This window comes from Tsukamurella ocularis (assembly GCF_024807615.1).
Lineage (GTDB): Bacteria > Actinomycetota > Actinomycetes > Mycobacteriales > Mycobacteriaceae > Tsukamurella > Tsukamurella ocularis.
On record NZ_JANUCJ010000002.1, the window covers coordinates 1 to 12,273 of the forward strand.

The window sequence follows — 12,273 nt, forward strand, 5'->3', positions numbered from 1 at the left end:
CCGAACCCGGAAGCTAAGCCCTCCAGCGCCGATGGTACTGCACTCGCGAGGGTGTGGGAGAGTAGGACACCGCCGGACTAAAATTAGATACAGGATGAAGGCCCTTGGGGATCGTGTCGAACACTTCGCAGTGTTCCACCTCCCCAGGGGCCTTCGTCATGTCCAAGTACAGTAATAGCGTGGGTCGCCTCAGAGGCGACGGGAAGCGGGTGCAACGTGGCGGCTGAGTCGAACGGCGACCGCCGGCAGCGTGCGGGGTTCACCAATCCCGCCGACCGGACCGACCGCAGCAGCGGCGGAGATTCGTCACGTGGCGCGAGCCGAGGGGCCGATCGTGGCGCCGGGCGCTCCGACGACCGGCGCGGTGGTGGCGAGCGCTCCGGCGGCGGCCAGCGCGGCGGCTACCAGGGACGATCCGGTGGCGAACGGCGCTCCGAGGGCGGCCGCGGCGAGCGTCGCGACTTCGGCGGCAATCGTGGCGGTGACTCCCGCGGTGGAGACCGTCGGGACAGCCGCGGTGGTGACTTCCGCGGTGGAGATTCCCGCGGCGGCGACCGCCGGGACAGCCGTGGTGGTGACTTCCGCGGTGGAGATTCCCGCGGCGGTGACCGTCGCGACAGCCGCGGTGGGGATTCCCGGGGCGGCGATCGGCGTGAGTTCGGTGGCCGCCCGTCGGCTGATCGCCGGTCCTCGGGCCGGGGCGATCGCCGCGACTTCGGCGGCAGGCCGTCCGGCGACCGTCGTACCGGTGGGGGCTCCGCGGACCGTCGGGGCTCAGGTCCCGGCGGCGACCGCCGTGGCGGCAGCGGCGATCGCCGCTCCGGCGGGGGCTCCTACGGTTCCCGCAACGGATCCGGCTCGCGTCCCGCGGGCCAGGGCGGACGTTCCGGCGGCTTCCAGCGCGACGAGCGCTCGGACCGCCCGCGGACCCGGGCCGGCGAACCGTCGATCCCGAAGGACGTCGATCCCAAGGAGCTCGATCCGGCGATCCGGCGTGACCTGCTGAGCCTCGACAAGAACAATGCCGAGCTCGTCTCCTCGCACCTCGTGCTTGCGGGACGCCTGCTCGACTCCGACCCGGTTGCGGCGCTGGCGCACGCCCGGGCCGCCCGCGAACGCGCCGGGCGCATCGCCGCCGTACGCGAGGCGTGCGGTATCGCCGCCTACATGAACGGCGAATGGTCCGAGGCCCTCAGCGAGCTGCGAGCTGCCAAGCGGATGGGCGGCACCGTCAATCTGCTCCCCATGATCGCCGACAGTGAGCGTGGCCTCGGCCGGCCCGAGAAGGCCATCGAGACCGCCCGCGGCGACGAGGCCGCTCAGCTCATCGGGGACGACCGCACCGAGCTGCGCATGGTCGAGGCCGGCGCTCGCATGGACCTGGGGGAGTACGACAAGGCCGTTGTGACGCTGCAGGCCGAGGACCTCGACCCCGCGCGCCGCGGCTTCCACGCCGCCCGCCTGTTCTACGTCTACGCCGACGCGCTCCTCGGGGCGGAGCGTCGCGACGACGCGCTGACCTGGTTCCTCAATGCGGCGGCCGCGGACGAGGACGAGGTCACGGACGCCGAAGAGCGCGTCGCCGAGCTGTCCGCGGACGACTCCGCCGAATGACGGCCCCGCTGGCGGCGGCGTACGACCGGCTGCTGGTCGATCTCGACGGGACCGCCTACGCGGGCGCCGTTGCGATACCCGGCGCCGCCGAGGCCCTCGACGGTTTCCCCGTCACCTACGTGACGAACAACGCCAGCCGCGGACCCGGCGACGTTGCGCAACACCTTCGCGACCTCGGCTTCGCGGCGCCCGACGACACCGTCGTCACCAGCGCCCAGGCCGGCGCCGGGCTGCTCGCGTCCCTCGTGCCTGCCGGCACGCCGGTCCTCGTGGTCGGCGCCCCCGCGCTGCGTGCCGAGGTCGAGGCCCGTGGCCTCACCCTGGTGGAGAAGGCCGAGGACGCCCGCGCCGTCATTCAGGGGCACAGCCCCGAGACCGGCTGGGCGCGACTGTCCGAGGCCGCGCTCGCGATCCGCGCCGGCGCCGTCTGGGTCGCCACCAACACCGATGCGACGCTCCCCACCGAGCGCGGGTTCGTCGTCGGCAACGGCTCGATGGTCGCCGCCGTGCGTAACGCCACTGAGCAGGAGCCCCAGGTCGCGGGTAAGCCCTACACTCCGATCTTCGTCGACGCGATGCGCGCGGCCGGGGCCACCACAGCCCTTGTCGTGGGGGACCGCCTCGACACCGACATCGAGGGCGGCAATGCCTTCGGCGCCGACACCTATCTCGTGCTCACCGGCGTCAACGACGTGCAGGACGTGGTCGCCGCGCCGGATCTGCACCAGCCGACGTACGTCGCCGAAACGCTCGCGGGCCTGCGCCTGCCGGGCGAGGCGACGCTGCCCGGACCGCGAGACGGGTGGACCGTCACCGTCGACGGCGATGACCTGACCGTGACCGGCGCCCCCGGCGCGGACCCCGCCGACGCGAAATACGCGGCCATCGCCGCCGCCCGCGAACTCTCCGAGGAGCGCCGGTCGGGCCTGAAGCTGACCATCCGATAGCGTGGACACCGTGGAGCCAGCAGTGTTTCGATCCGGCGATCCGGCCGACGTGCGCACGGCCGTCGAGGACCTGATGCACCGCGTCGACGAGCTCGAGGCCGCGCCCGTCGTCGACCCCGGCGCGGTGGCCGGCGTCGGCGAGCTCGCGACTCTCGGCCGGCAGGCGGCCCTGTTCGAGCAGGCGCACCAATTGCTGGTCGGCGCCCTCGACTCCGTGGATCGCGCCTGATGGCTCGGAGGGTACGGCTCGACGCCGAGCTGGTCCGCCGCGGTATGGCCCGATCCCGCGACCATGCTCGCGAGCTGATCGAGGCGGGCCGGGTCACAGTCAACAAGCAGGTCGCGCGCAAGGCCGCGAACCAGATCGACCCCGCCGATCCCGTGCACGTCACCGCCGTCGCCGGCGAGATCGAATGGGCCTCTCGTGGCGCGCACAAGCTGATCGGGGCGCTCGACGCCTTCCCGGACGTCGCGGTCGGAGGCCGACGGTGCCTCGACGCCGGCGCGTCGACAGGCGGCTTCACCGATGTGCTGCTGCACCGCGGCGCCGAGCGTGTGTACGCCGTCGACGTGGGCTACGGGGAACTCATCTGGCGGCTCCGCGACGACGACCGCGTGACGGTCCTCGACCGCACGAACGTTCGCTTCCTCGAGCCGGATGCCCTCGACGGCGCTGTCGACCTCGTCGTCGGCGACCTGTCGTTCATCTCGCTGGGCCTCGTGCTGCCGGCGCTCGCGCTCTGCGCGGCGCCCGGTGCGGATCTGCTGCCCATGGTCAAACCCCAGTTCGAGGTCGGGAAGGACCGCCTCGGTTCCGGTGGCGTGGTCCGGGAGCCCGAACTGCGCGCGAGCGCCGTGCGCGGCGTCGCCGAGGCTGCGGCCTCGGCGGGCCTGACGACCCGCGGCGTCACCTTCAGCCCGCTGCCCGGCCCGTCGGGCAACGTCGAGTACTTCCTGTGGCTGCGCAGGGAATCCGACGGGGACGGCCCCGTCGCGCTCCCCGACGAGGTGGACGACATGATCGACACGGCAGTGACGGAGGGACCGCAGTGACCGCACCGCACGACCGCACCTTCCTGGTGGTGGTCCACACGCTCCGTAGCGACGTTGACCGCACCGTCGAGGACATCCGTCGCCGGCTCGACGAGGCCGGCGTGCGGATGAAGCTCCAGAGCGACGTCCGCGAGGCGCCCGACGACGCCGCGGTCGGCTGCGAGGTCGTCGTCGTGCTCGGCGGCGACGGCGGCTTCCTCCGCGGCGCCGAACTCGCTCGCCGCGCCGACGTCCCCATCATCGGCATCAATCTCGGGCACGTCGGCTTCCTCGCCGAGTCCGAGGTCGACACGGTGCCCGATACCATCGACGACCTCGTGCACCGCCGGTACGCCGTGCACCCGCGGATGACGCTGGATGTCGAGATCCATGACGGCGACGGCCTGGTCTCCCAGGGCTGGGCACTCAACGAGGTCTCCGTCGAGAACCGCTCCCGCCAGGGTCTTCTGGAGCTGGTCACCGAGGTCGACGGCCGCCCAGTCTCCCGCTTCGCCTGCGACGGACTGCTCGTCGCGACGCCCACCGGCTCCACCGCGTACGCCTTCTCGGCGGGCGGGCCCGTCATGTGGCCCGACCTCGAGGCCCTGCTCATCGTGCCCAGCAACGCCCACGCCCTGTTCGCGCGCCCCATGGTCACCAGTCCGCGGTCGGTGATCGCGATCGAGGTCGAGGGCAGCCGGCACGAGGCGATCGCCTTCTGCGACGGGCGTCGCACCCTCGAGGTGCCCGAGCGCGGGCGCATCGAGATCCGGCGCGGTGAGGAGCCGGTGCGGTTCATCAAGCTGGGCGCCGGTCCCTTCACGGACCGCCTGGTAACGAAGTTCCAGCTGCCCATCAGCGGCTGGCGTGGCCGCCGCGACGGCGACGGCGTCGCGGACATCAGCACGGGAATCGGGGGATAACAACGTGCTCGAAGAGATCCGCATCTCGTCGCTCGGCGTCATCGAGCAGGCCGCGGCGGAGTTCGCGCCCGGCCTCACGGTGCTCACCGGCGAGACCGGCGCGGGCAAGACGATGGTCGTCACGAGCCTGCACCTGCTCGCGGGCGCGCGTGCCGATCCGGGCCGCATCCGAGCCGGGGCCGACAAGGCCGTGGTCGAGGGCCGGTTCTCGCTCGCGGGCGCCAGCTCCGCGGACCTGGTCCGCGCGACCGTCGACGACGCCGGCGGCGAGCTCGATGACGATGCCGTGATCGCCGTCCGCAGCGTGGCCAGCGACGGTCGCTCGCGCGCCTACCTCGGCGGGCGCAGCGTCCCCGTCGGGACCCTGTCCGAGTTCGCCGGGCCACTGCTCACGGTGCACGGGCAGAACGACCAGCTGCGGCTGCTGCGGCCGGAGCGGCAGCGCGACCTGCTCGACGCCTTCGCCGGCTCCCCGGCGACCAAGGCGCTGCGCGCCTACCAGGGCGTCCGCGAGGAGTGGCTCGCCGCGCGCGCCGAGCTCGCCGACCGCACCACCCGTTCCCGCGAGCTCGCCCTCGAACAGGACCATCTGACCGCGTCGCTCGCCGAGATCGACGGCGTGGATCCGGTGTCGGGCGAGGACGTCGACACCGTCGAGAAGATCAAGCGGCTCTCCGATTTGGACAGCCTGCGCGAGGCAGCCGACACCTCCTATGTCGCGCTCACCGGCGCGGGCTACGGCAGCGACGGCGAGGGCGCCGGCGCCGTGCTCGACCTGCTCGGCACGGTCCGGGCCTCGCTCTCGGGCTCCGACGATGCGGCGCTGCGCGCGCTCGCCGAGCGGATCGAGGAGGCGGCCACCGTCGCGGGCGACGTGGCGACGGAGCTGGGCGCCTACCTCACGGACCTGCCGAGCGACCCGTCGGAGCTGGAGTCGCTGCTCCTGCGCCAGTCCGAGCTCAAGACCCTCACTCGCAAGTACGCGCCCGACATCGACGGCGTCATCGCGTGGGCCGACGAGGCGCGTGCCCGGCTCGAGGGCATCGACACCTCCGCCGAGGGACTCGCCGCGCTGCAGGCCCGGGTCACGTCGCTCGAAGCGGACCTCGCCGGGGCCGCGGCGACCTTGACCGCCGCGCGGGTGAAGGCCGCGGGGTCCCTGGGCAAGAAGGTGACTGGCGAGCTGCGCAAGCTCGCGATGGGCGGGGCGTCGATCACCGTCGACGTGGCGCCGGACGCCGTCGCGCCCGATGCCGACGGGGTCGTCGTCGACGGTGCGCCGCGGCGGGCCGGCACGCACGGCACCGACGTGGTCGAGTTCCGGCTGGTCGCGCACGACGGCGCGAACCCGCTGCCCATCGGCAAGTCCGCGTCGGGCGGCGAGCTCTCCCGTGTGATGCTTGCGCTCGAGGTCGTCCTCGCGGCCACCGAGCACGGCCTGACCATGGTCTTCGACGAGGTCGACGCCGGCGTCGGAGGCAAGGCCGCCGTCGAGATCGGCCGGCGGCTCGCCGCGCTCGCACAGCGGCACCAGGTGATCGTCGTGACGCACCTGCCGCAGGTCGCCGCGTTCGCGGACACGCACCTGACGGTGGGCAAGCAGACCGGCAAGGGCTCGGTCACGTCGACGCTGACCGCACTGTCGCGCGACGAGCGGATCGCCGAGCTGGCGCGCATGCTCGCCGGCCTGGGCGATTCCGACACCGGTCGCGCGCACGCGGAGGAGTTGCTCGAGGCGGCCGACTCGGACAAGGTCGCGCAGTCGGGGGCACACGCGAGCGCATAGCTCGGAGAATCCGCCGATTTCGGCGTGGCGACGGCATATACCGGGGCCGTGCCGATTTCGGCTGAATCGTCGACGGCAGGGCACAGCACCAGTGCGGTGGAAGTCACTCAAAGTTTCCAGTGGTGTCGGCGCGCCTCACGGGACTTGTGTGACTCACGGGGCAGTATGTGCGGCATGAAGCTCACTGGCCTGCTGTCCCGCAACACGTCGAACCTGCCCGGCGTCACCGGCACCGCCCGGGTCGACAAGGACACCACGCGTCTGCTCGGCCGGATCGGCCGCGGCGACATCGTGGTGTGCGACGAGCTGGACCTCGACCGCACCACCGCCGACCTCATGGTCGAGGCGGGGGTCGCGGCGGTGGTCAACGCGTCGCCGTTCATCTCCGGCCGCTACCCGAACCTCGGACCCGAGGTGCTGGCGGCCGCCGGGATCGAGCTCGTCGACGACGCGGGCAAAGAGGTCTTCTCCCGCGTCAAGGACGGCGCGAAGATCCGCGTCCACGAGGGCGTCGTCTACACCGGCGAGCGCGAGCTGGCCCAGGGCGAGCCGCTCACCGATACCGACGTGACCTCCCGCATGCTGGCCGCCCGCTCGGGTGTCGTCGACCATCTGGAGGCCTTCGCCGGCAACACCGTCGAGTTCATCCGCGTCGAGTCGCCGCTGCTCATCGACGGTGTCGGCATCCCGGACGTCGAGGTCAACCTCAACAACCGGCACGTTCTCGTCGTCTCCGACGGCGCCGACCACGTCGAGGATCTCAAGCGCCTCAAGCCCTTCATCAAGGAGTACGCCCCGGTCCTCATCGGCGTGAACCGCGGCGCGGACGCGCTCGTCAAGGCCGGCTACCGCCCCGACCTCATCGTCGGCGACCCGGAGATGATCACGACCAACACGCTGCGCTCCGGTGCACAGGTCGTACTGCCCGCCGCGCCTGACGGCCACGCCCCGGGCCTGGAGCGCATCCAGGACCTCGGCATCGGCGCGATGACTTTCCCGGCCACAGGCTCGGCCGCCGACCTCGCGCTGATCATCGCGGACCACCATGGCGCCTCGCTCATCGTCTCCGTCGGCCACTCCGCGTCGCTGGAGGAGTTCTTCGACGCGGGCCGCCGCGAGTCGAACCCGTCGACCTTCCTCACTCGGCTCAAGGTGGGCACCAAGCTGGTCGATGGCAAGGCCGTCGCCACCCTGTACCGCAGCCGCGGCCACGGCGGCGCGATTGCGCTGTTCATCCTCGCCGCGCTGGTCGCCGTCGTCGCGGCGGTGCTGGTCTCCAACCAGGGTCATGACCTGCTGCAGTGGGTCATCGACCAGTGGAACCGCTTCGCGCTCTGGGTCCAGGGCCAGTTCCGGGCACTCTAGGTGCCCGGCCCGTCGCGCCGCCTCCGTTCGTCCGGCGCCCGCCGCCCCGCGCTCGTCTGGGCGGCGGTGCTGCTCGCCTTCGCCGTCGGTGTCGCGCTGGGCGGGGGAGTCCTCGCCCGGTTCACCACCGACGGTGACCTCAAGGACTTGCGCGCGCAGGTCGAGCAGCTCGAGGGCACCAATGCCGCGCTGACCGACCGCGCCCGTGCTGCGGACGCCTTCGCCGACGCGGCGGCACCGTCGACGCTGGGCCGGAGCCTGGCCGGCATCCCGGTCCTCATGGTCGTCGCGCCGTCGGCCGACCGCGGCGACGCCGGGCAGATCGGTCGGCGGGTCACGCAGGGTGGCGGCACGGTCGCGGGCACGCTGACGCTGACCGACGATCTCTACGCCGAGGACAAGGCCGAGCGCCTGCGCGGCGTCGTCGACAACGCCGTCCCCAATGGCGTCACCCTCGACGCCTCGCTCGTCGACCCCCGCGCCCGCGCCGGCGACCTGCTCGGCACTGTCCTTCTCTCCGAGGGCGCGGTGAAGCCGCCGTCGAACGGCCGGACCGACGCCCTGGCCGCCCTGAAGCAGGCCGGCTTCATCGATTTCTCCGGCCCGACGGTGCCCGGCGCGCGCGCCGCGGTGATCGTGACGGGCGGAACAGTTCCGGGTGAGCGCGCGGGCGAGGGGCAGGGGATCGGACGCCTCGCGGCCGCGCTGTCACGGCACGGCGAGGGCTCCGTGCTCGCCGGCCGCACCGGATCGCCGCAGGGTGCGGGCCCGATCGTAGTGGTCCGACAGGACAAGGGGCTCGCCGCGGGCCTCGGCACCGTCGACGATGTCGACACCGTCGTCGGGCAGGTCTCCGCTGCGCTGGCGCTCGCGCAGGCGACGCGCGGCGACGTCCGGGCCTATGGATCGGGCGTCCGCTGACGAGAAGGTGATAGGCTGAAGTCCCGTAGTAGAAGCAGGTTTGTCCGCTCGAATACGGGAGTCTCGTTGCCCTCTCCTCGCGTTGGCGCGCGTGTCGCCACGAAGCACATCTTCGTCTCCGGAGGCGTTGCCTCCTCCCTGGGTAAAGGCCTGACGGCCTCCAGTCTGGGACAGCTCCTCACGGCCCGCGGTCTCCGCGTCACGATGCAGAAGCTCGATCCGTACCTCAATGTCGATCCCGGCACCATGAACCCGTTCCAGCACGGTGAGGTCTTCGTCACCGAGGACGGTGCAGAGACGGACCTCGACGTCGGCCACTACGAGCGGTTCCTCGACCGGGATCTCTCCGGGATCGCCAACGTCACCACCGGCCAGGTGTACTCGACCGTCATCGCCAAGGAGCGTCGCGGCGAGTACCTGGGCGACACCGTCCAGGTGATCCCGCACATCACCGACGAGATCAAGTCCCGCATCCTCGCGATGCAGGCGCCCGATTCCGAGGGCATCGTCCCGGACGTCGTGATCACCGAGATCGGCGGCACCGTCGGCGACATCGAGTCGCAGCCCTTCCTCGAGGCCGCCCGCCAGGTGCGCCACGACGTGGGCCGCGACAACGTCTTCTTCTTGCACGTCTCGCTGGTCCCGTACCTCGCCGCGTCCGGCGAGCTCAAGACCAAGCCCACGCAGCACTCCGTCGCCGCGCTCCGCAGCATCGGCATCACGCCCGACGCACTCATCCTGCGCTGCGACCGCGACGTGCCCGAGGGACAGCGCAACAAGATCGCGCTCATGTGCGACGTCGACATCGACGGCGTCATCTCCTGCCCCGACGCGGGCTCGATCTACGACGTGCCGAAGGTGCTGCACCGCAACCAGCTCGACGCCTACGTCGTGCGCAAGCTGGGCCTGCCCTTCCGCGACGTCGACTGGTCCGTGTGGGGCGACCTGCTCAAGCGGGTCCACGAGCCCCGCGAGACCGTGAACATCGCGCTGGTCGGCAAGTACATCGACCTGCCCGACGCCTACCTGTCGGTGACCGAGGCGCTGCGCGCCGGCGGCTTCGCCAACTGGGCCAAGGTGCAGATCTCCTGGGTCCCGTCGGACGACTGCGAGACCGAGGCGGGCGCCTCCGCCGCGCTGCGCGACATGGACGGCATCCTGATCCCCGGCGGCTTCGGCATCCGCGGCATCGAGGGCAAGCTCGGCGCCATCCGGTACGCCCGCAAGCGCGGCGTGCCGCTGCTCGGCCTGTGCCTCGGCCTGCAGTGCATCGTCATCGAGGCGGCGCGGTCCGTCGGGCTCGAGGGCGCCAGCTCCACCGAGTTCGACGACGACACGCAGTACCCCGTGATCTCGACCATGGCGGATCAAGAGCAGGCCGTCGCCGGCGAGGCCGACCTGGGCGGCACCATGCGCCTCGGCGCCTACCCGGCCGCGCTGGAGCGCGGCTCGATCGTGGCGAACGCCTACGGCGCGACCGAGGTCTCCGAGCGCCACCGGCACCGCTTCGAGGTCAACAACGCCTACCGCGACAAGATCGCCGAGTCGGGCCTGAAGTTCTCGGGCGTCTCGCCCGACGGGCACCTCGTCGAGTTCGTCGAGTACCCGAAGGAGGCGCACCCGTTCCTCGTCGGCACGCAGGCGCATCCCGAGCTCAAGTCGCGTCCCACGCGCCCGCACCCGCTGTTCGCCGCGTTCGTCGGCGCGGCGCTGAAGTACCGGGCCGAGCTCGAACTCCCGGTCGGCGTCCGCACCGCCGTGGAAGAGGTACCGTCGGAGGATGACCACGCAGATGACTGAGCAGCTCGAATCGCTCGGTTCCGTGCAGACGCACGACTTCCAGGCACTCAGCAGTGAGACGGTGTACGAGGGCCCGATCTTCGCGGTCCGGCGCGACGAGGTGACGATGCCGGGCGGCGGGACGGCCGTCCGTGACGTCGTCGAGCACGACGGTGCCGTGGCCGTCGTCGCGATGAACGCCGACGGCGCCATCGCCATGGTGAACCAGTACCGCCACCCCATGGGCCGGCGGATGCTGGAGATCCCCGCGGGGCTGCTCGACCACACCGGCGAGGAAGAGCCCGTGTGCGCCGCGCAGCGCGAGCTCGCGGAGGAGACGGGGCTCGGCGCCCGCGACTGGCACGTCCTGGTGGACCTCGCCCCGTCGCCCGGCTTCACCGACGAGATGGTGCGGGTCTTCCTCGCCACCGACCTGCGCTACTGCGAGATGGCCGAGCAGGAGGACGAGGAGCTCGACATGACCGTCGAGTGGATCGCCATGCCGGACGCCGTCCGCATGGTTCTCTCCGGCGAGATCGTGAACTCGACCTCGGTCAGCGCCATCCTCGCCGCCACGATGGTCACCGACGACGACACCCCGCTGCGCTGTTCCGACGCGCCGTGGCCGGGCCGCCCGACGGCCCTCGCCGCCCGCAAGGGCCGGCCCGTGGAGGACGGGCGGTAACTGTGTCGGTCGGGGTGGCACTCGACGATCAGCTGCGCGCGTACGTCGACCACCTCACCGTCGAGCGGGGCGCCGCGGCGAACACGCTGAGCAGCTACCGGCGTGACCTCGGCCGGTACCGCGAGTACCTGGCTGCGCTCGGCGTGGGCGATCTCGCCGATGTCACGCAGAACCAGGTCAGCGGGTTCCTCGTCGCCCTGCGCGAGGGCGGCGACGATCATCCGCCGCTCGCGGCGAGTTCCGCCGCGCGGTCGCTGATCGCCGTCCGCGGGCTGCACCGGTTCGCCGCCGCCGAGGGCATGACGCCGGTCGACGTCGCGCGCGAGGTGCGCCCGCCCGCGCCCGCGAAGCGCCTGCCCAAGGCGCTTCCCGTCGAGCAGGTCATCGCGCTGCTCGAGGCGGCCGGCGGGGAGTCGGACGCGGACACCCCCTCACGCCTGCGCGACCGCGCGATGCTCGAGCTCCTGTACTCGTGCGGCGCTCGTATCTCCGAGGTCACGGCGCTCGACGTCGACGACATCGACGCGGAGTCGCGCTCGGTGGTGCTGCTCGGTAAGGGCGGCAAGCAGCGGGTGGTGCCGATCGGCAGGCCCGCGCTGGCGGCTCTGGACGCGTACCTCGTGCGCGGGCGCCCCGCGCTGGTGAAGCGCTCGAATCCGGCGCTGTTCCTCAACGTCCGCGGCGGCCGGCTGTCCCGGCAGTCCGCCTGGCAGGTGCTCGCGGCGGCGGCGGAGCGTGCCGGGATCGACACCGCGACCACGCACGTCTCGCCACACACCCTGCGGCACTCCTTCGCCACCCACCTGCTCGAGGGCGGCGCCGATGTGCGCGTAGTGCAGGAACTGCTCGGCCACGCCTCCGTCACCACGACGCAGGTGTACACGCTGGTGACGGTGAGTGCGCTCCGCGAGGTGTACGCGCAGGCCCACCCGCGCGCGTTGGGCTGAGGGCCGATGGTGCGCGGGGCCGGGTGTGCCCTTCGGGGCTTGGCGCGCCCGGCGCCGGGGTGGATCCGAGGCGATCACTCGGTCGATCAGCTATGCGTTTCACGCATACCCCTTCTGAACTAGGCTTATGTTCCACGCGTGATGCTTCCCGCGCAGACCCTGGCGTGCCCGAACATGCGCTGGAAGGGCGCTGCTGGCGCAGGGGGCATCGCGAATGCGGACCAGTGGGCAGAACAGGTGCGGTCACCCATCTGCACCCGTTCCGCGCCTACGC

Annotated in this window: 11 protein-coding genes and 1 rRNA gene; all 12 read left to right on the plus strand. The window is 72.0% G+C overall.

Annotation, left to right across the window (positions count from 1 at the left end; translation table 11 throughout):
• A 5S ribosomal RNA gene (gene rrf / locus HNP44_RS20935) occupies positions 1-78 on the plus strand; the annotation flags it as partial.
• Between the two features lie 138 nt (positions 79-216).
• Complete coding sequence (locus tag HNP44_RS06015; RefSeq protein ID WP_259143776.1) at positions 217-1,614, plus strand: hypothetical protein; 1,398 nt, start codon at positions 217-219, stop codon at positions 1,612-1,614.
• A complete protein-coding gene (locus HNP44_RS06020) occupies positions 1,611-2,561 on the plus strand; it encodes an HAD-IIA family hydrolase (RefSeq protein ID WP_259143775.1) in 951 nt (316 codons plus the stop codon). The genes HNP44_RS06015 and HNP44_RS06020 overlap by 4 nt, the downstream gene beginning before the upstream one ends.
• Before the next feature lie 10 nt (positions 2,562-2,571).
• Positions 2,572-2,790 carry a hypothetical protein gene (locus HNP44_RS06025; protein ID WP_259143773.1) on the plus strand — a complete coding sequence of 73 codons (219 nt, stop codon included), beginning with the start codon at positions 2,572-2,574 and terminating at the stop codon, positions 2,788-2,790.
• Positions 2,790-3,614: a TlyA family RNA methyltransferase gene (locus HNP44_RS06030; protein WP_259143772.1), complete on the plus strand. Its 825-nt coding sequence runs from the start codon at positions 2,790-2,792 to the stop codon at positions 3,612-3,614. Before HNP44_RS06025 ends, HNP44_RS06030 begins: the two co-directional genes overlap by 1 nt.
• On the plus strand, positions 3,611-4,516 hold the full coding sequence (locus HNP44_RS06035; RefSeq protein WP_259143771.1) for an NAD kinase: 906 nt from the start codon (positions 3,611-3,613) through the stop codon (positions 4,514-4,516). Before HNP44_RS06030 ends, HNP44_RS06035 begins: the two co-directional genes overlap by 4 nt.
• Before the next feature lie 4 nt (positions 4,517-4,520).
• On the plus strand, positions 4,521-6,302 hold the full coding sequence (gene recN / locus HNP44_RS06040) for a DNA repair protein RecN (RefSeq protein ID WP_259143770.1): 1,782 nt from the start codon (positions 4,521-4,523) through the stop codon (positions 6,300-6,302).
• A gap of 174 nt (positions 6,303-6,476) precedes the next feature.
• Positions 6,477-7,667 (plus strand): putative cytokinetic ring protein SteA, encoded by a 1,191-nt coding sequence (gene steA / locus HNP44_RS06045; RefSeq protein ID WP_259143769.1) that lies wholly within the window; start codon positions 6,477-6,479, stop codon positions 7,665-7,667.
• Complete coding sequence (locus HNP44_RS06050; protein WP_259256855.1) at positions 7,668-8,588, plus strand: copper transporter; 921 nt, start codon at positions 7,668-7,670, stop codon at positions 8,586-8,588.
• A 66-nt stretch (positions 8,589-8,654) separates the two neighbouring features.
• On the plus strand, positions 8,655-10,388 hold the full coding sequence (locus HNP44_RS06055; protein ID WP_259143767.1) for a CTP synthase: 1,734 nt from the start codon (positions 8,655-8,657) through the stop codon (positions 10,386-10,388).
• On the plus strand, positions 10,369-11,052 hold the full coding sequence (locus tag HNP44_RS06060; RefSeq protein WP_224647805.1) for an NUDIX domain-containing protein: 684 nt from the start codon (positions 10,369-10,371) through the stop codon (positions 11,050-11,052). Before HNP44_RS06055 ends, HNP44_RS06060 begins: the two co-directional genes overlap by 20 nt.
• A 2-nt stretch (positions 11,053-11,054) precedes the next feature.
• Positions 11,055-11,999 carry a site-specific tyrosine recombinase XerD gene (xerD, locus tag HNP44_RS06065; RefSeq protein WP_374758750.1) on the plus strand — a complete coding sequence of 315 codons (945 nt, stop codon included), beginning with the start codon at positions 11,055-11,057 and terminating at the stop codon, positions 11,997-11,999.
• The last annotated feature ends 274 nt before the right edge of the window (positions 12,000-12,273 follow it).

Bases quoted from the DNA above. Each gene is read 5' to 3' on its own strand.
- HNP44_RS06020 (WP_259143775.1), top strand. From the start codon at position 1,611: ATGACGGCCCCGCTGGCGGCGGCGTACGACCGGCTGCTGGTCGATCTC.
- HNP44_RS06030 (WP_259143772.1), top strand. From the start codon at position 2,790: ATGGCTCGGAGGGTACGGCTCGACGCCGAGCTGGTCCGCCGCGGTATG.
- steA (WP_259143769.1), top strand. From the start codon at position 6,477: ATGAAGCTCACTGGCCTGCTGTCCCGCAACACGTCGAACCTGCCCGGC.
- HNP44_RS06060 (WP_224647805.1), top strand. From the start codon at position 10,369: ATGACCACGCAGATGACTGAGCAGCTCGAATCGCTCGGTTCCGTGCAG.